This is a genomic window from Pedobacter humicola, from assembly GCF_056490705.1.
In genome coordinates this window covers 59,832-84,706 of sequence record NZ_JBWJIG010000018.1, presented here as the reverse complement: position 1 = coordinate 84,706, position 24,875 = coordinate 59,832, and the positions used below count along the sequence as shown (strand labels likewise).

The following is a 24,875-nucleotide window of genomic DNA, read 5'->3' as shown; positions in this document are numbered from 1 at the left end:
CTTCATCGTTCCTCCTCGCCATGACGATACGTTAAATTATTTATTCCAAATTGCCCAGGCTTTTTCGGCCTGTTTGTAAAGCATTTCCAGACCGTTTTTAATACTCGAACCACGCGCTGCTGCCTTGGCTAAAAATGCAGTTTCCAATGGATTGTATACCAAATCGTAGGCCAAATGATTGGGGCCGAGCTGGCTATAATCAATTTCAGGAAAGGTATCAACATTTGGCGACATCCCCAAAGGCGTGGTATTGATTAATAACCGGTGTGAAGCTAAGATTTCCGGAGTAATTTCTGCATATAAAATTGCTCCCGGAACAGGGTTACGCACCACCACCTGGTATTGGATATTTAACTTTTCCAATACATATTTTACTGCTTTTGCCGCTCCTCCATCGCCAAAAACCAATGCTTTTGTATGTTGTGGGCCAAGTAGAGGTTTAAGCGATTCTTCAAAGCCATAGGCATCGGTATTATACCCTTTTAAATAGCTTGTACCTTCAAAACTTTTGATCGAAATACAATTTACCGCACCGATTTTATCGGCGGCTTCATCTGCTTCGTTTAAGTAACAAAGTACATTTACCTTATGCGGAATGGTTACGTTTAATCCACAGAGTGATGGGTTCTTGCTCAACAGATCGGGTAAAGATTTAATATCCTCAATCGGGAAAAGTTCGTATTGATGATCGGCTATGCCCTCATTCAAAAACTTTTCGGTGAAATATTTTTTGGAAAAGGAATGAGATAGCGGATACCCGATTAGGCCGTATGTTTTCATATTTAATTAAAAACGAAAACCTTACAGATTTTAGCGCCTGTAAGGTTTATTATTCGATTATGAATTTATTTTACCTGGTTCAGGAAATAGTCAAAAGTATCTCCACGTAAACCTAAACGGATGGTTTCTAAAGGAATTACTTCAGCTGGAGCAATATTACCAAGGTTTACATTACTGCCGATTAATTTAATAAACCAAACCTGCTGCTCTTTTTGTGGTGCTTCCCAGATGATGGTTTCTTCGGGAATCTGGGTTAAAATTTCGTCAACCAAGCCTTCACGTACCTCGCCGCTTCCACGGTAAATACCTACGTTACCGCCTTCGCGGGCTTCGGCAATTACTTTCCACGAACCGGCCTCAATTTCTGCCTGCATTAATTTAATCCATTTATACGGGGCAAATATTTTGGCTGCATCTTTACTCCCCACCTCAGAGATAACGGTTACCTGTTTAGCAAGTTCACGGATAAATTCACATTTTTTATCATGTTCAATCTCGATAGAGCCATCAGAAACCTCTGCATATTCCATTCCGTACTGATCTAAAATGCGTTGGTAATCTGCAAATTGATTACGGATAATAAATGCCTCAAACAGTGTTCCTCCGAAATAAGTTGGAATACCGGCACTTTTATATAAAGCTAATTTTTCTTTAAGTTTTGGCGTTACATGTGATGTAGCCCAACCTAATTTTACGATATCTGTATGTACGCCGGCAACTTCAATAAAATCTTCAACCTGGCGCAGGCTCAATCCCTTATCCATAACCATTGTTAAGCCTTTTTGGCGCGGTTTAGATGGACGTTCGGGAACGTTTAATAATGGATAATTCATATGCGTACAAAAGTGAAAAAAATTTTGAGATTTATTTGTTAAATTTTTCTCACAAGCTCGTTACTTAATATATCTGTTTATAACGTTCAAAATGGCACTATTATCCTGCAACTGCGGCAGATATTCGAATAGGATATAATGTTTATCGGGGTCGGTTGTTAAAGCTGTTTCCAGATATCCAAGCGCATCGCTATAATTTCCAAGCGCAAAAAGATAGGCCACCATGCGGTAATACAGCTCTGCGGCTTCCGGATTATTCTTAATCGCCTCTGCCATCGTTTCCGATGCTTCAAGCAATTTTCCCTGCTCGTAAAGCACGGTACTAAAATCCAACCAGGCTTCGATATCCAATGGATTAAATTCCAGCACTTTCTCATAGGCTTCGATCGATTCATCAATCTGGCCCAATTTATAATAAGCATCGGCCATGGCAAACCAGAAATCAGGATTTTCTGCTTCAAGATCAATTGCTTTTTTATAAAAATGAAGCGATTCAAAGTAACGTTCTTCAAAATTCAGGGTAACACCGATCCCAAACCAGGCATCGCCCATTTTAGGATCCATTTTTACCGATTTTTTATAGTAAGAACGCGCTTCATCCATTTTCTCGAGCTTTTCGTAACACTCGCCAATGGCACAATAGGTATCAGCATTGGGCTGTTCGTATTCGAAAGTCTGTTTGTACACCTCAATGGCCTCGTCATACTTATCCAGCTGAACCAGTGCATTGCCTTTATTAAAATAAGCAGAGCTGAAATCCTCCTTAATTAAAATGGCATAGTCATAAGCATCAATCGCTTTTTCGAAAAGATTCAATTTGTGAAAACTATTCCCCAAATTGTACCAAGCTGCATACGAATAGGGGTCGGTATCGATATATTGCTGATAAAACTTAATGCTTTCTTCTTGTTTGTCTAATACATCATAACAAAAAGCCAGTTCGTACAAACCGTCCTGGTTCTCCATATTTTGCTCTAAACTGAGCTTGATATAGGTAATGGCACTTTCATAATCGCTCATGCTCTGATAAACGTAAGCCATCTGCAGTAAAATCTCGTCAGTACTTTCCGCAAGGCCCAAAGCTTTTTCATAATTTTCCAAAGCCTCATCATAACGTTCGGTATTTTGAAAAATATTACCCCGCAACAGATAAATATCCGGTTCTGACGGTTCTAAAAGCTCAGCTTTATGCAAAGCAATAAACGCTTTCTCGTTGTTGTTGGTTAAAATGTAAAGATGAGCCTGTTTGATTAAAAAAACAGTTGCATAGGGATGTTGACTGATTGCAAAATCAACTACCTGCAAAGCTTTGACCGGATCATTTTTCTCAATGTAAAAATCTACAATGTATTCGAATGCACCTGCATCGAAAAAATACTGATCCTGATTGCGGAGCATTTCTTCGTAACGTTCTACTGAGCGTTGTGCGTCTTCGTTGGATTCAAAAAAGAATTCTTCTTCCATATATTATACTATTAAAGAACCGTGCCAATTAGCAGAAAAACACATTATAAGTTTACCGATTTTAATTATCCGTTTTTAAAATAATTATTAACATCAATTGCTTAAAACAGCGTAAATAGCTGAATATAAAGTGTATTAACTATGGTTAAGATGTGTGGATAATCGATAGATTTTTTTGCAACATCGCGGTTCCTTTTCCCTTCTTTTACAAAAATACTATAAATTTATGGGATATACGTAATTAAGAAGTCATGAAAGGACCAATCATTTTTACCCTGTTTTTACTATGTTTTGTTACACAAAGTTTTGCGCAGAACAATGAAGAAAACGCTGTTAAAAAAGCCGTAAATAATCTTTTTGAAGGGATGAAAGCCGGCGATAGTACATTAACCGCCTCGGCATTTGCCCATGGTGCCATAATGCAGACCATCGTTGATAAGGGCGGTAAGGTAAACGTGCGTACTGAACCGGTAAACGATTTTGTTAAATTCATTGGAACGCCACACCAAGAGCAGTACGATGAACGCATTGTTTTTACCAAAATATTGATTGATGGCCCCCTGGCTTCAGTTTGGACAGATTATAAATTTTATCTCGGCGAAAAGTTCAGCCATTGCGGTGTGAACTCCTTCCAGTTGGTAAAGGGCGATAAAGGCTGGCAGATTGTTTACATCATCGATACGAGAAGAAAAACAGGATGTAATTAAGCAGCCAGCCTTTATTGTAGTTTAGTTTAACGTATTGTAGTATGTGAACACTTTAATCAGGTCGTCGTCCTGTTTAATATCCAGTTGTTCGCTTTTAATATAAGCGGATACCTTTTCTTTTTTATCGGACAGAACCATCGCTATATTTTTTGCTGAAGGCGTAAACTTTTGAAGTGTGCCCCCTTTACTGGTAAAATATGCGCTGTGCTGCACCAATTTATTGGTTTTCTTCTTGGTAAACCAGTCTTCAACTATTTCCTTTTTAACCGTGTACTGTTTTAACAGCGCAACGTTACCGTCAGCCACTGCTTCGTAAAATCCTTCTGACTGTCCTGATTTCACCTTGGCAAATTGATGCGAATTACCCACAGAATCGAGCAGGGTGAACGATTGTACTGAATCCTGAATGGCATACACGTTATTATTCTCAGTGTATTCCAATTGCTGCGTCTCTAAATTATACCTCACATTCTTGATGTCGAACGCTTTCTGGCTAACGGTCTTGATGCTGCCGTTGGCATATTTGGTGTTAAAGTAAGGGCTTCCTTCAACAAGGTTTTTAGCCACTGTTACTAGAAGTGGTTTTGCGCTCGGTCCTACGGTAACATTCTGAGCAAAAGTGTAAGTAGTAAGGCTAATCAAGAAAAGCAGAGTAGAAATTTTTTTCATGGGTGCGTTAATAAAAGTATAAGGATTTTGGGGCATTTTGATTGGTTAATTTTAGTGAAAAATTAGCAGGAATTTAAAGCTAAAACAGATCGCAAAAGGAACTAAAACACGTCAGTCCTTATGTCAAAATATGTGATAATTTCAAATTACTAAAACATTTTAGTTGATATTTAAACGCAATTTATAACATTTTTAAGATAAACATTATTTTTTTTGATTTATTGATAAAAAAAACTGTAATTCGCGCATTATTAACTTAAACAAACTTTAAAAAACTATGAGAAAACTCGTACTGTGTTTATTCATGTTTTTATTTTGTGGCATTATACAAGCAAATGCGCAAAGTAAAAATATTACTGGTAAAGTGGTTGCATCTAACGATGGATTACCTTTGCCAGGGGTGAGTGTCCGTGTAAAGGATACCAAAAAAGCGACATCTACCGGTTCGGATGGGAAATTTACCATCAGCGTTAATGCAAATGAGGTGTTACAATTCTCTTATATCGGGTTTGTGGCGAAAGAAGTTGCAGTTGGCACCCAGTCAAATTTTAACGTTAACCTGGAGCCAGATTCAAAAAGCTTAAGTGAGGTTACGATTTCTACCGCCTTGGGTATCAAACGTAAACCAAAAGAAATCGGTTATGCTACACAACAGGTGACCGGTAAAGCACTAACCTCGAGCAAGCCAACCAACCTGGCCACCGGTTTATCGGGTAAAGTTGCAGGTTTACAGATTAACCAGGCCAACAACCAGATTGATGCCGGTGATCAGGTGAGGGTGGTATTACGTGGTAACAGATCGTTTACCGGAAATAACCAGGCACTTTTGGTGTTAGATGGTATTATTGTTCCGTTAAGCCAGTTAAACTCGATTAACCCGAACGATATCGAAAATGTTAACATTTTAAAGGGTGCAAATGCTGCGGCGCTTTACGGATCGGATGCTTCGAACGGTGTTATGATCGTAAGTACCAAGCGGGGATCTTCTGATGGAGGTACAGTAACTTATACTAATTCCACGTTACTAAATCGTTTAAGTTACTTTCCGAAGCTGCAAACAGAGTTTGGTGGCGGTACCACTCAGGATGATTACGGATTTGGTTTATACACCCCTTTTGAGAACCAGACCTTTGGAGAGCGCTTTGATGGCAGCATCAGACCATTGGGCCGTATTTTGCCTGACGGTACCTACCAGATGGTTCCTTATACCTATAAAGATGGTGAGAAAGAAAACTTCTTCGAAACGGGTATCGATGAGCAGAACGACCTTGCTTATTCGGGAGGAAATGAAAACGGAACAACTTATATCAACCTTCAGCGTGTAAACAGTAAAGGTTATGTTCCTGGTGATAAATCGAACAGAACAGCCATCCGTGTTAATGGAACACGTAAACTGAATAAGTTCTTGGCTGATTATTCATTTAACTATACCCAGAGAAACTACGATAAGAGTAACAACCAGGTATATAATAATGTAATCAATACGCCTGGTAATGTACCTTTAACCGAGTACAGCGACCTAAACTCTAAATATGGTAACCCTAATGATTTTTATAACGATTATTACAATAGTCCTTATTTCGGTTTACAGCAAAACCGAAACAACGAGAGAAGAGATGACTTGTTGGGTAATCTATCTTTTACCTACAGACCTGTTGATTGGTTAAGTTTATTGGCCAGGGGCGGTTTGAGTACCAAAAATACCCAGGGTAAAAATAGAAACTATGCATTTACCTATTCGGATTTTGCGCACAATTCGGGCAAAGGAATAGCAGCAACGCAATACACAAGATCATCGGTTACCGATTACAATGAATTTGAAAGCAGATATACCGGCGATTTTCTTGCAACAGCTACTAAAACGTTTAACCGATTTAAGTTTACGGTAATTGGTGGTGCGCAGGTGATCCAGAAGAACTATAAATACATGACTCAAACGGGGAATGACTTAGTGGTTGATAATTTATTCAATCTTGATAACCGCACCGGTGAAATTGTGGGTTCTGAAAACGAACGCAATTCACGTCAGTTAGGGGTTTTTGGGGATATAACCGCAACCTACAATGATTTTTTTACCATTCACATTTCTGGAAGGAATGACTGGGATTCGAGGTTATTGGTAACCAATCGCTCTTTCTTTTACCCTGCTATTGATGCGGCTGTAACACTTACTGATGCTATCCCTGCATTAAAGGAAAGTAAAATCATCAGTAATTTGAAACTTCGTGGAGGTATTTCTAAAGTATACGCCGTACAGGTTGATCCTTACAGCTTGGTTTCGACACTTAGTCCTGCTGGTGGTTTTCCATATGGTGGTACCGCAGGTTATTCAATCGATAACAAGTTACTCGATCCAAACCTAAAGCCAGAGCAAACCATTTCAAAAGAGATAGGTATTGATATAGGTTTTTTAAATAACCGTATTACCTTAGAAACCTCAGCTTATCTTCAGAACACTAAAGATCAGGAGATCATCAACGGGATAGATTTATCGGGTACAACGGGTTACACCAGTGCGACAATCAATACTGGTGAAGGCCAAAATAAAGGGATTGAGTTTAGCTTAAACGCAGCTCCTGTAGTTGGTTTTTCGAATGGGTTTAGATGGAATGTAGGTATCAACTATTCATACAATACGAATAAAGTGTTGTCATTATATCAGGGACAGAACCAATTGGGCATTGGCGACAACAACTATATCGTAGTTGGCCAAAGTTTCCCTTCCTTACAGGTAAGTACTTATCAAACCGATCCACAGGGGCATGTTATTGTGGATGCCAATACGGGTTTACCACTTTCTAACCCAATCAACAAAGATTTTGGTCAAACTAACCCAAGCCATGTTTTGGGTATCAATACCAGTTTCACCTTTAAAAACTTCACCCTATCAGGTGTTGCAGAATACCGTAGTGGTAACGTTTTCTACAATAGTTTTGCAAGCACATTAGATTTTGCGGGTATCAGTTATACTTCTGCTGCGGCTGGACGAGAGCGTTTTATCTATCCAAATTCAGTTATCCAAACTTCACCAGGCGTATTTGTTCCGAATACGAATACCACTACTATTAATGGTAACGGATCTTTCTGGGCCGATGGTATCCGCAACAATACTGCTTCTAACTATGTAATGAGTGCGGCGTTCTGGAAAATCAGAGAACTTTCTTTGGCTTACCAGGTGCCTACACAATGGTTACAGAGTAAAGCAAAATTTATTAAAAATGCAAGTATCGCTTTGATTGGAAGAAACCTGTTTATGTTCAGACCGAGCGATAACATTTATACCGATCCGGAGATTAATGTGGGAACAGGAAATGCACAAGGTGTAAACAACTTAAACCAAACGCCTCCAACACGTATTTATGGTTTTACCGCAACAATTGGCTTTTAATAATTAACGAAAAGACATGAAAAAGAAATTAATATACATATTTACAGTAGCGGCAGTATTATTGCTGGGTGCCTGTAAAAAAGGATTTTTAGACATTAATGATAATCCGAATAAGCCAACGAATGTTAATCCAGCATTAATTTTAACTGGTGCATTAAATAATACCGCTGCTTATACTACGGGAGGGTCTGTGTTTTATAGTTTTGCTGCCTTGTGGATGAACTACTGGATGACACCGGGTGGTGTTTCTGGTTGGTATGAGGAACGTTCTTATAATTTTACCACCAATTGGGGTGGTTCTACCACACTTTGGGCCAACCTTTACGATAATCTTAATGATTGGACCTATCTGGAAACACAGAGCAAAGCAACTGGTAAAAACTTTTACCTGGGGATAGCGAAAACAATGAAAGCCTGGGATTATCAGTACCTGGTAGATTTTTATGGCAATGTGCCTTATACGCAAGCATCCAAAAATACCTCTTTCCTTAATCCCAAATATGACAAGGCACAAGCGATTTACGAAGATCTTGCGAAACAGCTAGACACTGCTGCAAATTTATTTAAAACGGCAACAGTTAGCCCGGCAGATGTTACTGCAGATATTTATGCCAAAGGAAACCTGCAAAAATGGGGTAAATTCGCCAATACCTTAAAATTGAGGATTCTTTTGCGTCAATCTGAAATGCCTGGCAGAGAACAATATATCAAAGATGAGATTGCAAAGATTACTGCAAACGGATTTGGATACATCGGAACTGGTGATGGAATGTTTAACAATCCCGGATATCTGAATACTTCGGGTAAGCAAAATCCGTTTTGGGCCGTTTATGGTTACGCTGCCAATGGTGAAAAAACCTCATCTCATACTTACATGTTGGCGAGTACCTATGGTATGGATTTCCTTAAAAATAATAATGATCCCCGGTTAGGCAAATTTTACAGTACCGTAAATGATGGTGCTGGAAGTACATATGTAAGTTTGGTATGGGGGCAGGATGTAAATTTTGATCAAACATTAACTACAGTTTCTGGTATTGGTAAAGGCGTTTTAAAAGCATTTAATCAATCTCAGCCAATTTTTACAGATTTTGAAAGTTTATTCTTACAGGCAGAAGCTGCGCATAGAGGATACCTTAGCGGCAACGCTGAAACCATTTATAAAGATGCAGTAAGTGCCAACTTTATATACTTAGGCTTAAGTAAAGAAGAAGCAACAACCTACTTAACTGATCAGGATGTTGCAAAATGGCCTGCAAAAGACGCCGATAAACTGGCCCTGATTATTAAACAGAAATGGGCTGCCATGAACGGTACAAATGATATCGAGCCCTGGACAGATTACAGACGTTTGGAACTTCCTGCAGATATGCCGATTTCTATCGCCTCTACAGTAACGACAAAGAAAATTCCTGTAAGGATGTTGTATCCGCAACGCGAGTACAACACCAACTCTGCTAACGTAATTGCAGAAGGTACAATTAACCAGTTTACTTCTAGAATCTTCTGGGATGTTAAATAAATCAAGTAAAACGATGAAAAATAAAAATATATTCAAAGGACTCATTGCAACGTTATGCGTGGTAAGTCTATCATCTTGTCTAAAGAATAAAAATGAGCAGCCTGATTTCTCGTCAACAACCCCGGTTGTAGAAATCCCTGTTGGCTCACCTGTTGGTGATGGTAGTGTAAATTCGTTAAGCACTTCGCTTATTCAACAAGATACACCAAGCGATTACATTTATTACATCAACTATGCGGCTTCAAGTACAAAGCCTACTGATATTAAGGTAACTTTATCTGTTGATCCAGCTGTACTTGCTGCTTATAATGCGGCCCATACAGATGCACCTTTAACCATCGTACCATCGAATGCTTTTACCATGCCAACAACCATTACCATTCCTGCCAACCAGCGCAGGGTGCAGGTTCCGGTAAAGTTTGTAAGTACAGCACTTGATCCGGCTATTAGTTATGGTTTACCTGTAATTATCAAGGATGCATCAGGAGAGGTAATCAGTAAAAATTTTGGCTCTGTAGTCATTAAAGTAGCCGTAAGAAATAAATATGATGGAAAATATACTTTAAAAGGTTATGTCTTTAGAGAAGGTGATACTGGCGGTTTAACCGGGTTTTATAAAGGTTTAAGTAAAGATTTGTCGAGTAATGGTGCTAATGCTGTCAATTTTGCTCAAATTTGGGCTGATGGTGGTGGTGCAGGTGGTATTGATGGATTAACCATCAATGTTAACCCTACAACCAATAAAGTGACCATGAAAAGTACAGCTAACGCTACGTTAGCAAACGATCCGGCTTACGATAACCGTTACGATCCGGCTACCAAAACCTTTTATATCTCTTTTAAGTGGGGAGCAAGTCCAACAAGCCGATCGGCTACCGATACGCTTACCTATGTATCAATAAGATAAGTTATAGCATTATAGCTTAAAAAAAAGAGGCCCGGTTGATCGATTCAAACGGGCCTCTTTTTTTTACCTTGTTAAAATATATATTTATTGCTGTTCAAATATTATTCTTTTCCTAAATCTGCAGCACCTTTTTTAAACAGGTCGGCCTGCTTGCTCAGGTTAGCTTTCGCATCGCCGTTTACAGCTGCGGCCTGTTGCGTTTTTGCCTGGGCGGTCGCGGTGTAGGCACCTGCTAATTGTTTGTTTAAATACGATTGCAATTTTAACCTTTCGATGGCATTGCTGATGTTGTTTATCCCTTTTTCGGTAACAACAGGATTAGTATTTGCCCTTAAATACTGAAAATATTGGCCAATTACCGCGAAAATTTTATTGCGGTCGCCGGTAAGCATGATGTTTTCATAAAATGCCTGGTGCTCATCTTTTGGATCGCTGATGTACAAAGATGCAATAGAAGGCGCAATGTGTTCTTTCGTATCGGCATCTAACAATGATAAGGCCGAAATACTTTCTTGTGGGGCAAGCTTCGCCAGGCCACCAATGCCTGCTGCAATTACTTTATAAGATCTATCCTTTATGCTCTCGCTCATTAAAGCTTTATAAGTTTGATCGTTTGTTTCAGCCAATTTTACAATAGCTGCCGATCTTACCTCGGTGTCTTTGTCGGTTTTGGCTATCTGAAGCAAGATCGGTAAAGCGGCTGCTTTGATTTTTGCATCTTCGATGTTAATCCCATCAATACTTAAAGCACGTAAATCAGCTGATTTATCTTTTAGCCCCTCTAAAAGTACTTGTTGACCGCTGTTGGCTTTGCTCTGCATAATAAACTGAAGGGCTTCGATCCTATTGGCATAACTAGGTGCGTTTTTATACTGGAAATAATAGTTTTCGGCGGTTTTATTATCGTTTGTTTCACCTACCAAAATTTTATCTACATCAAAGTCGATCAGATCCGGTTTAGTGCTTACGTCGAAACTAAAGTTCTGTTCGCGGCTATTGATCAGTATTTCTTTTCTGATTTTCTGCCCGCCTGCATAAATGTCAATTTTGATCGGTAAAATGAAAGTCTGAACGCTCGAATCCTGAGTCTGTTTCACTTTAATGGTGGCTTTACCGTTTTCGTAGCCATAATCGATGCTTAAAATCGGGTGACCGCCATCGTAATACCACTGGTTAAAATAAGGGCTCCAATCTTTACCGGTAACCTCTTCCATCGCTAAGCGCAATTGATGTGTTTCGCCATTTTTAAAGGCATTGGTGGTAAGGTAACGGTTAAGCGATTTAAAAAAAGCTGCATCGCCCATCTGGTTTTTCAGTGCATACAGAATGATTGATCCCTTGGCATAACTGATGTTATCGAACATGTCTTCTTTATCGCCATAATAGAAACGCGCCAAAACCGGGCTCTCCCCCTTTTTAGTCGAACCAATGTAGGATTGCAGTTTATCGTAACGCGACTTATCTTCCGCATCCTGGCCAGCATCGTGCCCGTGCCAGATGACTTCGCCAAAGGTGGCAAAAGATTCGTTCATGGTTAGGTTTGACCATGACTCTGCAGTAACGTAATCACCAAACCATTGGTGGAAAAGTTCGTGAGCGATGGTTCCTTCTTCGTTGCCATCTAACAGTTCACGATCTGTTTTTTGTACCTGCTCGCCATGTAAGGTTGCTGAGGTGTTTTCCATTGCGCCCGAAACGTAATCTCTGGCCACCACTTGCGAATATTTGTTCCATGGATAATCTACGCCAAGTAAATTGCTATAAAACTGGATCATATCAGGCGTTTTTCCGAAAATCTGCTTTGCGTAGGGCGCAAATTTTGGTTCCAGGTAATAACTCACTTCTTTACCCTTATAGGTGTCTTTTGTTACTTTAAATTCGCCCACGGCCATCATAAACAGGTATGGTGAATGTGGCAGATCCATTTTCCAGGTATCTGTCCTGGTTCCATCTGCATTGGCTTTCTGGCTCACCAGTTTTCCGTTAGAAAGCGTAGTGTATTTCGATTTTACGGTCATCGAAATTTCGTCTGTAGTTTTCTGATCGGGTTTGTCAATGGTAGGGAACCATGCAGACGATGATTCGGTTTCGCCCTGTGTCCAGATCTGAGTGGGTTTGTTTTTATCCGTACCATCGGGGTTGATGAAATACAGGCCTTTTGCATCGGTGATGGCTGCACTTCCCTTCACCTTCAGCTCATCCGGTTTTGCGGTATAGGCAATATATACGGTGTACTTTTCGGCATTCGTATATTTTTTAATTAATGTGATATAAAGTTTATTGTCATTGTAAACATATTTAAGCGGTGTATTTCCTTTTGCGCCAACCAAAGCAACGGTTTTAATGTCCATACCCTGTGCATCGAGCGTTAACGAATCCGTAGCATAAAAATGCGGCTTTAAGGTAAGCCATTCTTTTCCGTACAGGTAGCGCTTTGCGTAATCGAAAGATACATCAAGTTTGGTATGAACCAGGTCGTTAACCTTGGTTGCCGTTACGCGGTACACACTTAGGTTGTTTGATTTTTCTACCGGTTGTTCCTGTGCGAAAAGTGGATTTGCCATAAAAGCTGAAGCCAAAATTACGCCACAGGCCATAAATTTTTTATTCATTTTTTAAGATTTAATAAGTCTGTTATCTTTAAAAGCAAGATATTAAGAATTGTGATAATTAAAAGCTCAAATGTAATCTACTTTTTTTTAGTTCGTTGCAATTGGTTTTAAAATATAATGCTTTGCCTGCAGGCCTTTTATTAAGCCTTCATCGCCTACTAAATGCCCGGCACCTACCGCGATAAACAGTGATTGCTTTTGCATCATGGCCGGCAGCTGATCCAGCCATCTTTTATTCCGGTTTTTTAAGAGTTCGGTCATAAATTCTTTAGATTCTTCATCCTGGATCTTAAATAGTTTTGTAAGTTTATCCATATCCTGATGTAGATAACCGGATTTTAGTTCTTCCATTTTAAGTTTGCTTTTATCAACTTCTCTAACAGCTTTTAGCAAAGCTTTTTTTTGATTCTGAAGATCATTATCGAATAAAAGGGAGGCCTGGTACTCGGCTGTTTCTAATCCATATACTGGTTTTGCATTTTTTTTGGCCTCATGCTGAAAGCCATCATCCATTCCTTCCTTTCCTACATTATCCATTAAGTCTGGATTATCGAATAACGTGATCATTAAGGATATCATGGCAGGCTTAAAATTGTTCAGTTGTTTTAATTCAAAATCCGGTTGTTTGCTTTTAAAATAACCTTCTACCTCTTTGTATTCTGTTTTTGTTAATAAACTATCTAGTGTGGTGTTTTTCATGATTAAAAATGGCCCCATCTTCTCTTGAGTGCTGCTGTCCGTTATCATTTCACCAACTACAGCATCGGCCAGGTTTAATTTTTCCTGCAAGACCTTCATCGTATCCGCAAATTTTTTACGGATTAAATGGTGGGTGCCGAATAAATAGGAAGGCTTTTTTAAGCCATTGCCCGAAATTTCCCATAAAAGAGTATTGGTAACCTTTTTCGTTTGAGCATGTAGCACAAAACTGAAACCTAAAAAAAATATGAGTAGTAGTTTAATATTCTTCATGCTTTTGATAACGGGTAGCTTTTTTTCGTTTAATTAACTTTAAAGCAAGATATTAAAGATTATGAGAATTAAAGACCTTAAATCTAACCTCCTTTCTGTTATTTTTTTGTTTTTTTGTGTAAATCGTTACAGATATGACTACAGATATTCAATCCATTTTAAACAAATTGGGCATTAAAGCCAGCAATGCAGCATACAGTACAGGTAGGATCTGGGGAGGGGAATCGAATACAGATACTTTGGAAAGTTTTTCTCCTGTTGATGGTCAACTGATTGCTACGGGAAAAGTTGCGGGCAGTGCGGATTACGAAGCGGTGGTGTTAAAAGCACAATCGGCATTTAAGGAATGGCGTACGGTTCCAGCCCCCAAAAGAGGGGAAATTGTGCGTCAGTTTGGGGATGCCTTACGTGAAAATAAGGATGCACTGGGTACACTGGTTTCTTACGAAATGGGGAAAAGTTTACAGGAGGGTTTTGGAGAAGTGCAGGAGATGATCGATATCTGCGATTTTGCCGTGGGTTTATCGCGGCAGTTGTATGGCTTAACCATGCACAGCGAACGGCCAAGTCACCGCATGTACGAGCAGTGGCATCCGCTTGGGATTGTAGGCATTATTTCTGCGTTTAATTTCCCGGTAGCGGTTTGGAGCTGGAATACCGCATTGGCGCTGGTTTGTGGTAATGTTTGCATCTGGAAACCATCAGAAAAAACACCTTTAACAGCTATTGCCTGTCAACATATTATTGCAAAGGTTTTTAAAGATAATGATATAGCTGAAGGCGTTTGCAATTTAATTTTAGGTGATAGAACAGTAGGCGAATTAATGACGAATGATGGTCGTATTCCATTGATTTCTGCAACAGGATCTACCCGGATGGGTAAAGCTGTTGGTGCTGCGGTTGGTGCCCGTTTAGGAAAGAGTTTGCTGGAATTGGGTGGCAATAATGCCATCATTATTTCGGAACATGCTGATCTGGACATGAGTTTAATCGGCGCTGTATTTGGCGCGGTGGGCACCGCAGGGCAACGTTGCACTTCTACCCGGAGATTGATCATCCATGAAAGCGTATATGATGCTTTCACTGCTAAACTGGTAAAAGCGTACGGACAATTACGCATTGGCGATCCTTTAGATCAAAACAATCATGTTGGGCCATTGATTGATACGGATGCGGTTGCAGCCTATTTAGATTCGATAGCAAAATGCAAGGCTGAAGGTGGGAATTTTGTAGTAGAAGGTGGTGTTTTATCCGGCGATGCCTATGCAAGTGGCTGTTATGTGAAACCTTGTATTGCTGAAGTTCAGAATGATTTTAAAATCGTTCAGCACGAAACATTTGCGCCGATTTTATATTTGATTAAATATAAAACACTAGACGAAGCCATTGCCTTGCAAAACGGAGTGCCGCAAGGATTATCATCAGCCATTATGACCTTAAATTTAAGGGAAGCAGAACAGTTCCTCTCAGCCAAAGGATCCGATTGCGGTATCGCAAATGTTAATATCGGTACTTCCGGTGCTGAAATTGGTGGCGCTTTTGGTGGCGAAAAAGAAACAGGTGGTGGCAGGGAAAGCGGATCGGATGCCTGGAGGGCTTATATGCGCAGGCAAACCAATACGATCAATTATTCGAATACTTTGCCGTTGGCACAAGGTATAAAATTTGATTTATAGAGGAATCGTTATTGAGGGAAGCATAACGAAGCAATCTTAATGCGACAGTTAATAACCCACATGTGTAGGATTTCTTCGTTAGGCAGAAGAAGCCTTATCGCAATGACGACAAAAATAAAAAAAGGGTGCTGAATATTAAATTCAGCACCCTTTTGGGTAAAATATATGATGGAGTTAGAATAGTTTTGCTAATAAATCTACTGGCAAATCTTCATATCTCGATGTATTGTTGCTGGCTGTTGCAGATTTGGCAACCCATTTAATACAATTTGCCTGAGCAGTAAATTTGCCGGTTTCAATTTTAGACGCTATGCCGCTAATGGATACATGGGTTTCTGATGAGCCTTCAAGCTTTAAGGATGCTGAATCTTTTACATCTGTGGTGAGGTTAACAGCATTCACATTCATATCAGCTGAGGCATCATCACCTAAAACAATACTTAAGTTTAATAAATAGAAGTCTCCGGCAGTAGTTACTGTTGCGGTGTTTTGAGCTTCAATACTGGTTAGGTTATTCACATGGGCAATTACCGTTAAGGTATTTTTCTCAAAGGAACTGATTCTAAGTTCGGCACCCTGTTGTTGAACCAAAGCATTTTTAGTATAGTATTGATCGTAAACTTCAACACTTTCTTTGGCATCCTGAACCAGGATCAATTTAACGTTTCCTGATACCACAATTTTGCTGATGTTTTTCACCTTGGTTAAAGCAGTATAGTTTGCATTGTTTTCTGTAGCATTTGCCACTACTGTTGCGCTACTTAAGGTAACCATTACCAATGCAGCTGCGAATAAGTTTTTAATAGAAGTTTTCATGACTTTAATATTTTATGTTTTATAGATCTTTTTTTAAATCCCTAATTATTAGGTGGTTTTGTAATTAAGACGACGATCTGTGTAAAACGTTTCAGCCTTTTAGCTACTATTATACCATGCGATTGTATTTATCGACGAATGCCAAAATAACCTATACGAAAACAGGTTGATCGCATGGTCGGAAATAACAAGATATACTGACTATTAAGTAATAATGTTAAAAAAGGTTAAACCATTACCAATAACTAACGGATTAGTTTTATCTTCGGAAAACAAAACCAAATCCTTCTATGAAACGTCTATTACTCTCGTTGTGCTTTCTTGTTTTTATTTCCTCCTATTCGAAAGCACAGAACCTCCATACGATTAAAGGCCGAACGATTGACACGGCATCGACAACCCTTTTATCGGGTACTTCGGTTGCCGTTTTAAACGCAAAAGATTCTACACTGGTAAAATTTACCAGAACTGCAGAAAATGGTTCTTTCGAACTCACCGGCATTAAAAATGGAAAGTTCATCTTACTGGTGTCCTATCCAAAATATGCGGACTTTGTAGATCATTTTACACTTGATTCTACTACCCAGATTAAAGATTACGGAAAGATCAACCTCACCGGAATGGCAAAAATCCTGGCTGATGTCATTATTAAGGGGAACAGGACTGCCATCAAAATTAAGGGTGATACTACTGAGTTTGACCCCAAAGCCTATAATATCGAGCCAAATTCGAAAGTTGAAGACCTGATTAAGCAGTTTCCGGGTTTTCAGGTAGATAAAGACGGTAAAATTACCGCACAAGGTAAAACCGTACCAAAGGTATTGGTAGATGGTGAGGAGTTTTTTGGTGATGACCCCACGCTTGTAACCAAAAATCTCCGTGCCGATATGGTAGAATCGGTTCAGCTTTACGATAAAGCCAGCGATCAGGCAAGTTTCACCGGAATTGATGATGGCGAGAAAACCAAAACCCTGAATATTAAACTTAAGGAAGATAAAAAGAACGGTTATTTTGGTAAGGTACAGGGCGGTTATGGTACCAGGGATTTTTACCAGGGACAGGCCATGTTCAATAAATTCTGGGGCAAAAAGAAATTCTCTGCTTACGGTATCTTGGGCAATAACGGAACGGTAGGTTTAGGCTGGGACGATCGCGATAAATATGGTGGATCTGGCGGGATGACGATGACGGATGATGGTGGGATGTATTTTAGCTACGGCGGCGGAGACGATTTCGACAGCTATGACGGGCGCTACAACGGACAGGGTTTACCTGTGGCCAGAACGGGTGGTTTGCATTTCGACAATAAGTGGAATAAAGACAAAGAATCGTTAAATACCAATTACAAAATCGGATCGATCAGGGTGAAAGGGGACAGAAATTCGATCAGCCAGAATAATTTATCATCAGGCATCCAGAACAATACTTCTGACGAATCGTACGATAACGATATGTTTAAGCAAAAACTGGATGCGACCTATGAGATAAAAATCGATACCACTTTAACCATGAAAGTTAATGTGGATGGGGCTTTGAAAAAAAGTAACACGGCCAATAGTTATAAAACTTCAACCACCGATGGCAATAATAATTTTCTGAATTCATCAAACAGAACCTTAAGCAATGAGGTAGATGACCAGAATTTTAACATGAATGTTTTACTTACAAAGAAGTTAAAGAAAAAAGGACGTACGGTTTCATTAAACTTAAATCAGTCTATCAATAAAAATAATAGCGAAGGATATTTAAACTCGCTTAATAGCAGCTTAACCTCAACAGGTAAAGTAGATAGCCTTACCAACCAGCGTAAGGTTAACGATATTACCAATAATGCCTTCAAATTAAACGTAGCTTATACCGAACCACTTTCAAAAACGCTAACGGTAATTATAAACTATGGGTTGACTTCGATGAACGGAAAATCAGACCGCAGATCATTTAATAAGTCTGGTAACGGCGATTACGATATTTTAGATACGCTCTACAGTAATAATTTTGAGCTGAACCAAACCATCAATCAAGGGGGTGCCATTTTCAACTATAAAAAAGGCAAAACGGTAATCAACTTCGGCTCTAAATTTAGCGGGGTAAATTTTAAACAGGAAGATGTTTACCACAACAGAACTTATGTAAGAAACTTTGTTAACTATATGCCACAGGCATCTTATCAATATCGTTTTTCTCAGCAAAAGTCGTTCAGGCTTAGTTACAATGGAAATACCAACCAACCATCGCTCGATCAGCTCCAGCCGGTCAGGGTAAATAATGACCCCTTTAATGTGGTAGTTGGTAACCAGGATTTAAGGCCTTCGTTCAGAAGCAGTATCAATGCGAATTATAACTCTTATAAAGTATTAACCAACCAGTCGATCTGGCTGAGCGGTTCTTACAGTTTTACCTCAAATCCGATTATTAGCGATGTAACAACAGACAATGTTGGTAAGAGTACATTTAAATATGTCAACTTTAACGATAAGATGCAGACAAACTTTTATCTATATGGTCAGATCAGTAGAAAAATAAGCTTGCTGGATATGAACATTGGTTTAAATATTGATGCCAACGGGAGTTCTTCGTATAATTTTATTACGACAGATCTTATTCGGAACTTAAACAATACCAAAAACTACACATACGGTGGCGGACTTAACATTTCGAAATATAAAGAGAAAAGTTATAGTTTTTATTCCCGCTTTGGTCCAACCTATAACATGAGCAGGGTAAGTGTGGGCCGCAACAGCGATGGATGGGGATTAGCCGGTTATATATCAGGAAATGTGCAGTTACCAGGGAAAATCGAAATTTCTACAGATGGTGATTATCAGTACAATGGAAAAACACAGGTGCTTACCGAAAGCTTTGAACGTTTTATCTGGAATGCGGCTCTAACCAAAAAGTTCTTCAAATCAGAAAACCTGAAATTTTCGTTAAGTGTAAACGATATTTTAAACCAAAATGTTGGTTTCGACCGTTCGGCATCAAATACTACCATTAGTCAGAGCAGTTACACTACGATTCAAAGGTATTTCATGTTCTCACTATCATGGGATTTCAGCAAAATGGGCGGCGGCATTAAAACACAAAAATAATTTATCATGAAAACTACACTAAAATATATCATCCTTTTTGCTGTTATTTTCATCAGCAGCGATCTTTTTGCCCAAAATGTACACTTCGTTCAAAATGGGGTAATTGAATTTGAGAAAAGATCAAATATGTATGCCATCATTAAAAAGAAGATCAATAAGGACAATGAAACCTACATGAACGATGCTTTTGATCAGTATAAAAAGAATAGCCCTCAGTTTAAAGCAGCTAAAAGCACACTGAGTTTTACCAAGGATAAAAGCCTGTATAAATGGCAAAAGGTAGAAGAAACAATGAACAACAACTGGCTATCTACTGATGTGCTGGCTGATCTAAAAAATACCATCGCTACAAATTTCGATCAGCAGAGCAGTACCACGCAAAAGAGTGTGTACGAGGATACTTATCTGGTGAAGGATAGTGTGCGTAAGATCAACTGGAAAATTACCGACGAAACAAGGGAAATCGCCGGTTACGACTGCCGGAGGGCAAATGCCATTATTATGGACTCGGTTTATGTGGTGGCTTATTATTCGAACCAGATAGCCGTTTCGGGCGGTCCTGAATCTTTTACCGGGTTACCGGGCATGATTTTAGGTTTAGCGCTGCCACATGAAAATGTAACCTGGTTTGCCACAAAAGTGACTGAAGTAGCGGTACCAGAGAAAGACTTAGTGCCACCTACAAAAGGAAAACCCACCGATAATAAAGGTTTAAAAGCGATACTATTAGGCGCAATGAAGAACTGGGGCGAATACGCGCATCCGATATATAAGGCTTTTTCACTTTAACGCGGTATATTTCATTCTTATAATTATGCCTATTTTAGCGTATTAAATAGCATAATAATGTATAGTGCACTTTATAGCCACATCAATAGATTTATAGATTTGAGTAACGATGAACAGGAAATTCTTGCACCATTGCTCAAATCTTTTCCGGTTAAAAAGAAAAGCTTTTTATTGGAAGAAGGACAAACCTGCAGGGCCAATTACTTTGTGGTAAAAGGTTGTTTGAGGCTCTATTTTATTGATATTAAAGGTGCTGAACAAACCACGCAGTTTGCCATCGAAAACTGGTGGATTACAGATCTCACCAGTTTTCTGTTTCAAAACCCGTCCGAATTGTATATCCAGGCGGCAGAAGCCACAGAAGTAATTGCCATTGAGCACCATCATTATGATGATATGTTCCGTAAACTGCCCAAACTGGAAAGATATTTCAGGCTGATCCTGCAAAAAAACCATCAAGCCTCGCAGCGAAGGATAAAATTCCTGTACAGCCAGACTGCCGAAGAAAGATACCGTCATTTTAACAGTTTGTTCCCTGAATTTGTGCAGCGTGTGCCACAGTATATGCTGGCTTCCTATCTCGGCTTTACCCCAGAGTTTTTGAGTAAGATCAGGGCAAAGAAATAGTTTACTATATAAAGCCACGGAAGCACAGGTTAAACACAGAGGATGTTCATGTTCTGTCGCCTCACAGATCATTTCTTTTTCAATACCCATACTATATTTATCCATGCTTTCTGTGTTTCCGTGGCAAAAACAACAACATATTTGCTGTGCTACCCACTATAAGATTCGTGCTTCCGGGGCAAAAAAATGTGCCCTTTGTTGTTAGCGATTCATTTCTTAAACTACATTAAGTTTTTTGATTTTTAGGATACCGAACTTTACATCGTAATCAAAAAACAAATAAAATGGAAAGTAGAATTGATATCCCAAAAGTAGAACCTGCCGCATATCAGGCCATGTATGGTTTAGAGAAATATTTATCAACCAGCAAGTTGGACCCGATCCTTTTAGAACTGATTAAAATGCGTGCCTCTCAAATTAACGGCTGTGCATTCTGTTTGAATATGCACTCTACCGATGCCCGTAAAATTGGTGAAACCGAGAAACGTTTGTATCTGTTAAACGCATGGAGGGAAACAACAATTTTTACTGAGCAGGAACAGGCCGTTTTGGCTTTAACAGAACAGGTAACTTTAATCAGCAATCACGTATCCGACGCTGTTTATCAAAAGGCGGCAAGCTTTTTCAGCGAGCAGGAACTGGCACAGATTATTATGGCTATTGTAACCATCAATGCATGGAACAGATTAGCGATTACCGCTAAAGTGATGGTAGGATAAATCGTCGCTTAATTTAACCACTAAGGCACCAAGTTAGATTCCGAAATCCTCTGCCTTGGTGGTAAAATTATTATCGCGATTATTTTAAAGCCTGTACACGAAACCAATCATATTCTGCAATTCCCGAATCGTTTGTCTGTGTTTCTCTAATGGCAAATAATCCCATCTTTGCACCGATCCACTGCCCGGCAGTTGCCTGAAACTCATCGCCAACATTGATGAAGTTAAACCCATCCTCACTATAACTAAACTGGCATTTTGCTCCAATAGAAACTTTGACCCTGAAATAAACCATACCCGATTTCAGCCTGGCAATTTCTTTTTCATTCTCCGCTTTCCCCTTGTCGGCGTTTTGGCAAACACCATACATCAGATATAATCCGTCTTTTTTACTCTTGATGTTGATCTGTGCATAACTTCGTCCCATTACCAACAGGCCCGTTTTTTCATCTTCCAATTTTGGATTGGGTTTAAACAAGAGTTTTGTGGTAGCCATAAACTCATCAGCCGGAAATTTCTGCATCAACAGATTTGGAGTATCCCAAAGATTTTTAGCCTCATCAGGAACTTTTGCCGTATATAGTTTTAACAACCCTCTATCCGCATCGGTAAATAACCAGGTAGGTTGTGGATTTGCCTGCCACTGCCATTGCAAGCCTAATTTTGATGATCCGAACTCATCACTCTCCAACGGAGTTGCTATAGGATGAATCTTCCCTACATTTGGTTTTTTGTAGGTATTAACCGGTTCGCCTTTTCCATCGCCATCTGCATCAATCCCGATCACAGGCCAGTTGTTTATCCATTTCATAGGTTGTAGATGCACCACACGGCCATAAGCATCCTTATCCTGAAAATGCAAAAACCAATCTTCGCCGGTTTGTGTGTTTACCCAGGCACCTTGATGTGGGCCGTTCACGGAAGATTTCCCCTGGTCCATCACTACCTTTCTTTCGTATGGACCATAGATATGTTTGCTCCTTAATATCAATTGCCAGCCTGTAGAAACTCCTCCTGCTGGCGCAAATAAATAGTAATAACCATTACGCTTGTAAAATTTTGGTCCCTCAATCGTCGGATCAAGTTCGTGGCCATCGTAAACAATGTGGCCTGTTTCTGAAGCTTTTGAGCCATCATAAGTTAATGGCATAATCGCCAGCACACTTTTAATTCCTGCTCTACTGCCTGCATAGGCATAAGCCAGATAAGCTTTGCCATCTTCATCCCAAAATGGGCAGGGATCGATCAATCCTTTACCTGCTGCGACCAATTTAGGAGCAGACCATTCTCCGGTTATTGTTTTAGCCTTGGTGAAGTAAATGCCAAAATCAGGGTCGGGATAATAGATGTAAAATTGGCCATTGTGGTATCGGATAGCAGGCGCCCAAACGCCATTGCCATGCTGTGTTTTTTCGAAATGCCCGAATGGGGGCTGGCGTTTTAACGCATGGCCAATGAGTTGCCAGTTCACCAGGTCTTTTGAATGTAGAATCGGCAATCCGGGTATCGCATCAAAACTGGAGGCAATCATATAAAAATCATCTCCTACGCGGATGGCATCGGGATCAGAATAATCGGCATTGATTACCGGGTTTTTATAGGTTCCATTGCCCTGGTCAGCTACCCATACTTTAGAAACGTATGGGCTTTTTGGCACTTGTTGTGCAAAGACATTTATACCAAGACTTAAAATCAGGATTGAAGGGTATAGATATTTCATCTTGCAGCGATGTTTTTTTAATATTTGGTCAGTTATTTTTTTATTTTACGTCATTACCCGCGCAGGGGGGAACCACGAAGTGTTCAGCAAAGCTAATCCTGTATGGGGCTTATGATCGGAGACTATCTCCTATCTGTAATTTACCTCGTATTTTTTACATTGAACCTCTCAGGAAATCGGAACATTAGTCGAAACGTCTTTGACGAAATTTAAAACAGGTACTTAACAAGCTCAAGGATTGCCAGGTGTATTTTATCAAATTCTCCTCCCAACAAGATTAAGCCTTTTTTTATTTTAAGTCAAATGGTTATTGTGCAATCGTTCCCGACATCGTTTGCAATGTTTAATCTTACAAAAATTTCTTTCTGATGGATATTAATGTTTAAAATTGTTCATCATATATTTTAAAACACGGCTGCGTTACGAAGTTTACACTTTTACGTGGCCGATTTTAATTTAAGCCTAACCAAATGAATATGAAAGTGAGCATTTTGTTCTTTCTCTTAGCGATTTCATTCGCAGCAGGTGCCTTTGAGGCTAAACCCGATTTTGTGGTAGCTGCCAATGGAAGCGGGAACTTTAAAACCGTGCAGGAAGCCATCAATGCGGTGCCTGATTTTAGGAATAAAACAACCATAATTTTTATTAAAAAAGGCACTTACAAAGAGAAGCTGGTGTTGGCCGCCTCTAAAAAGAATGTAAAGTTTATTGGCGAAAGTTTAAATGAAACGATTTTAACCTATGATGATTATGCCCGGAAGAAAAATACTTTTGGCGAAGAAAAAGGCACTTCAGGTTCCTCCAGCTTTTATATTTATGGTGAAGGTTTTTCTGCTGAGAACATTACCTTCGAAAACTCCTCTGGTCCGGTAGGCCAGGCGGTGGCGGTTTGGGCAGGTGGCGATAAACTGATTTTCACCAATTGCAGGTTCCTGGGCTTTCAGGATACACTTTACACTTATGGAGGCAGTAACCGTCAGTATTATCAAAACTGTTATATAGAAGGAACCGTCGATTTCATTTTTGGTGCTTCTACCGCCTGGTTCGAAAGCTGTACTATTTATTGCAAAAAGGCGGGCTATATTACTGCTGCTTCAACTGCCGATACTACAAAATTTGGTTATGTATTCAATAAATGCAAAATCAAGGGAGATGCTCCTGCCAATAGTTTTTATTTGGGCCGTCCATGGAGGCCTTACGCAAAAGTCGCTTATCTCAACTGTGAGCTACCAGATGTTATCCGCCCCGAAGGCTGGAACAACTGGGGAAAAGAAAGCAACGAAAAAACGGCTTATTATGCTGAATATAAAAATACCGGAAAGGGGGGCGATCCAAAAAACAGGGCAAACTGGTCGCACCAATTAACAGATGAGGAGTATAAGGCTTATATTTTGGAAAACGTTTTCCGTGGGTGGGATCCGGAGGTAAAATAGTTGTGTTAAGTGTTTGATATACAGTTATTAAGTACCTTGTATAAGGTTCTTTTTTGCTTTAAGTTCCGGCAACGATTGCATAGATTTCTCTTCTATATTACATGCAAACAACGTACACTTGTTATTACAATAACCAAGTATAATTTAACAGC

General features: G+C 39.5%; 18 protein-coding genes. 10 read left to right on the top strand and 8 right to left on the bottom strand.

Annotation, left to right across the window (positions count from 1 at the left end):
• Positions 1-36 precede the first annotated feature (36 nt).
• The 3 genes from AC04Q1_RS22615 to AC04Q1_RS22605 form a co-directional block, all read right to left on the bottom strand.
• A complete protein-coding gene (locus AC04Q1_RS22615) occupies positions 37-780 on the bottom strand; it encodes a shikimate dehydrogenase family protein (protein WP_478366817.1) in 744 nt (247 codons plus the stop codon).
• A 65-nt stretch (positions 781-845) separates the two neighbouring features.
• Entirely contained in the window at positions 846-1,613 is a 768-nt protein-coding gene (locus AC04Q1_RS22610) for a phosphosulfolactate synthase (RefSeq protein ID WP_478366816.1), read from the bottom strand.
• A gap of 60 nt (positions 1,614-1,673) precedes the next feature.
• A complete protein-coding gene (locus AC04Q1_RS22605) occupies positions 1,674-3,077 on the bottom strand; it encodes a tetratricopeptide repeat protein (RefSeq protein ID WP_478366815.1) in 1,404 nt (467 codons plus the stop codon).
• A 251-nt stretch (positions 3,078-3,328) separates the two neighbouring features.
• On the opposite strand from AC04Q1_RS22605, the gene AC04Q1_RS22600 reads away from it, so the two are divergent.
• The gene (locus AC04Q1_RS22600; protein ID WP_478366814.1) at positions 3,329-3,784 is read left to right on the top strand and encodes a nuclear transport factor 2 family protein; all 456 of its coding nucleotides are present in this window, start codon (positions 3,329-3,331) and stop codon (positions 3,782-3,784) included.
• A 21-nt stretch (positions 3,785-3,805) separates the two neighbouring features.
• Here AC04Q1_RS22600 and AC04Q1_RS22595 read toward each other — a convergent pair whose 3' ends face one another.
• Complete coding sequence (locus AC04Q1_RS22595) at positions 3,806-4,453, bottom strand: hypothetical protein (protein ID WP_478366813.1); 648 nt, start codon at positions 4,451-4,453, stop codon at positions 3,806-3,808.
• 277 nt (positions 4,454-4,730) lie between these two features.
• Between AC04Q1_RS22595 and AC04Q1_RS22590 the strand changes: the two genes are divergently transcribed.
• The 3 genes from AC04Q1_RS22590 to AC04Q1_RS22580 are packed head-to-tail and all read left to right on the top strand — an operon-like array spanning position 4,731 to position 10,270.
• Positions 4,731-7,841, top strand: coding sequence for a SusC/RagA family TonB-linked outer membrane protein (locus AC04Q1_RS22590; protein ID WP_478366812.1), 3,111 nt, complete (start codon positions 4,731-4,733; stop codon positions 7,839-7,841).
• Positions 7,842-7,857: 16 nt separating this feature from the next.
• Entirely contained in the window at positions 7,858-9,363 is a 1,506-nt protein-coding gene (locus AC04Q1_RS22585; RefSeq protein ID WP_478366811.1) for a SusD/RagB family nutrient-binding outer membrane lipoprotein, read from the top strand.
• Positions 9,364-9,376: 13 nt separating this feature from the next.
• Positions 9,377-10,270, top strand: coding sequence for a DUF1735 domain-containing protein (locus AC04Q1_RS22580; RefSeq protein ID WP_478366810.1), 894 nt, complete (start codon positions 9,377-9,379; stop codon positions 10,268-10,270).
• A gap of 101 nt (positions 10,271-10,371) precedes the next feature.
• On the opposite strand, the gene AC04Q1_RS22575 is transcribed toward AC04Q1_RS22580, so the two are convergent.
• Entirely contained in the window at positions 10,372-12,882 is a 2,511-nt protein-coding gene (locus AC04Q1_RS22575) for a M1 family aminopeptidase (protein ID WP_478366809.1), read from the bottom strand.
• Positions 12,883-12,969: 87 nt separating this feature from the next.
• The gene (locus AC04Q1_RS22570) at positions 12,970-13,854 is read right to left on the bottom strand and encodes a TraB/GumN family protein (RefSeq protein WP_478366808.1); all 885 of its coding nucleotides are present in this window, start codon (positions 13,852-13,854) and stop codon (positions 12,970-12,972) included.
• A 134-nt stretch (positions 13,855-13,988) separates the two neighbouring features.
• Between AC04Q1_RS22570 and amaB the strand changes: the two genes are divergently transcribed.
• Entirely contained in the window at positions 13,989-15,530 is a 1,542-nt protein-coding gene (gene amaB, locus AC04Q1_RS22565; RefSeq protein WP_478366807.1) for an L-piperidine-6-carboxylate dehydrogenase, read from the top strand.
• 174 nt (positions 15,531-15,704) lie between these two features.
• On the opposite strand, the gene AC04Q1_RS22560 is transcribed toward amaB, so the two are convergent.
• Positions 15,705-16,346, bottom strand: coding sequence for a GIN domain-containing protein (locus tag AC04Q1_RS22560; RefSeq protein WP_478366806.1), 642 nt, complete (start codon positions 16,344-16,346; stop codon positions 15,705-15,707).
• A gap of 290 nt (positions 16,347-16,636) precedes the next feature.
• On the opposite strand from AC04Q1_RS22560, the gene AC04Q1_RS22555 reads away from it, so the two are divergent.
• From AC04Q1_RS22555 to AC04Q1_RS22540, 4 genes are all read left to right on the top strand, one after another.
• On the top strand, positions 16,637-19,435 hold the full coding sequence (locus AC04Q1_RS22555; RefSeq protein ID WP_478366805.1) for an outer membrane beta-barrel protein: 2,799 nt from the start codon (positions 16,637-16,639) through the stop codon (positions 19,433-19,435).
• Between the two features lie 6 nt (positions 19,436-19,441).
• Positions 19,442-20,224, top strand: a complete 783-nt coding sequence (locus AC04Q1_RS22550) for a GLPGLI family protein (protein ID WP_478366804.1) — start codon at positions 19,442-19,444, stop codon at positions 20,222-20,224.
• A gap of 57 nt (positions 20,225-20,281) precedes the next feature.
• Positions 20,282-20,851 carry a Crp/Fnr family transcriptional regulator gene (locus AC04Q1_RS22545; protein ID WP_478366803.1) on the top strand — a complete coding sequence of 190 codons (570 nt, stop codon included), beginning with the start codon at positions 20,282-20,284 and terminating at the stop codon, positions 20,849-20,851.
• A 284-nt stretch (positions 20,852-21,135) separates the two neighbouring features.
• Complete coding sequence (locus tag AC04Q1_RS22540) at positions 21,136-21,570, top strand: carboxymuconolactone decarboxylase family protein (protein WP_478366802.1); 435 nt, start codon at positions 21,136-21,138, stop codon at positions 21,568-21,570.
• A gap of 79 nt (positions 21,571-21,649) precedes the next feature.
• On the opposite strand, the gene AC04Q1_RS22535 is transcribed toward AC04Q1_RS22540, so the two are convergent.
• Positions 21,650-23,290, bottom strand: a complete 1,641-nt coding sequence (locus AC04Q1_RS22535) for a glycoside hydrolase family 43 protein (RefSeq protein WP_478366801.1) — start codon at positions 23,288-23,290, stop codon at positions 21,650-21,652.
• 476 nt (positions 23,291-23,766) lie between these two features.
• On the opposite strand from AC04Q1_RS22535, the gene AC04Q1_RS22530 reads away from it, so the two are divergent.
• A complete protein-coding gene (locus AC04Q1_RS22530) occupies positions 23,767-24,723 on the top strand; it encodes a pectinesterase family protein (RefSeq protein ID WP_478366800.1) in 957 nt (318 codons plus the stop codon).
• Positions 24,724-24,875 lie beyond the last annotated feature (152 nt).

Coding starts and splice junctions, on each gene's coding strand:
- AC04Q1_RS22615 (WP_478366817.1), bottom strand. CDS start 780: ATGAAAACATACGGCCTAATCGGGTATCCGCTATCTCATTCCTTTTCC.
- AC04Q1_RS22610 (WP_478366816.1), bottom strand. CDS start 1,613: ATGAATTATCCATTATTAAACGTTCCCGAACGTCCATCTAAACCGCGC.
- AC04Q1_RS22605 (WP_478366815.1), bottom strand. CDS start 3,077: ATGGAAGAAGAATTCTTTTTTGAATCCAACGAAGACGCACAACGCTCA.
- AC04Q1_RS22600 (WP_478366814.1), top strand. CDS start 3,329: ATGAAAGGACCAATCATTTTTACCCTGTTTTTACTATGTTTTGTTACA.
- AC04Q1_RS22595 (WP_478366813.1), bottom strand. CDS start 4,453: ATGAAAAAAATTTCTACTCTGCTTTTCTTGATTAGCCTTACTACTTAC.
- AC04Q1_RS22590 (WP_478366812.1), top strand. CDS start 4,731: ATGAGAAAACTCGTACTGTGTTTATTCATGTTTTTATTTTGTGGCATT.
- AC04Q1_RS22585 (WP_478366811.1), top strand. CDS start 7,858: ATGAAAAAGAAATTAATATACATATTTACAGTAGCGGCAGTATTATTG.
- AC04Q1_RS22580 (WP_478366810.1), top strand. CDS start 9,377: ATGAAAAATAAAAATATATTCAAAGGACTCATTGCAACGTTATGCGTG.
- AC04Q1_RS22575 (WP_478366809.1), bottom strand. CDS start 12,882: ATGAATAAAAAATTTATGGCCTGTGGCGTAATTTTGGCTTCAGCTTTT.
- AC04Q1_RS22570 (WP_478366808.1), bottom strand. CDS start 13,854: ATGAAGAATATTAAACTACTACTCATATTTTTTTTAGGTTTCAGTTTT.
- amaB (WP_478366807.1), top strand. CDS start 13,989: ATGACTACAGATATTCAATCCATTTTAAACAAATTGGGCATTAAAGCC.
- AC04Q1_RS22560 (WP_478366806.1), bottom strand. CDS start 16,346: ATGAAAACTTCTATTAAAAACTTATTCGCAGCTGCATTGGTAATGGTT.
- AC04Q1_RS22555 (WP_478366805.1), top strand. CDS start 16,637: ATGAAACGTCTATTACTCTCGTTGTGCTTTCTTGTTTTTATTTCCTCC.
- AC04Q1_RS22550 (WP_478366804.1), top strand. CDS start 19,442: ATGAAAACTACACTAAAATATATCATCCTTTTTGCTGTTATTTTCATC.
- AC04Q1_RS22545 (WP_478366803.1), top strand. CDS start 20,282: ATGTATAGTGCACTTTATAGCCACATCAATAGATTTATAGATTTGAGT.
- AC04Q1_RS22540 (WP_478366802.1), top strand. CDS start 21,136: ATGGAAAGTAGAATTGATATCCCAAAAGTAGAACCTGCCGCATATCAG.
- AC04Q1_RS22535 (WP_478366801.1), bottom strand. CDS start 23,290: ATGAAATATCTATACCCTTCAATCCTGATTTTAAGTCTTGGTATAAAT.
- AC04Q1_RS22530 (WP_478366800.1), top strand. CDS start 23,767: ATGAAAGTGAGCATTTTGTTCTTTCTCTTAGCGATTTCATTCGCAGCA.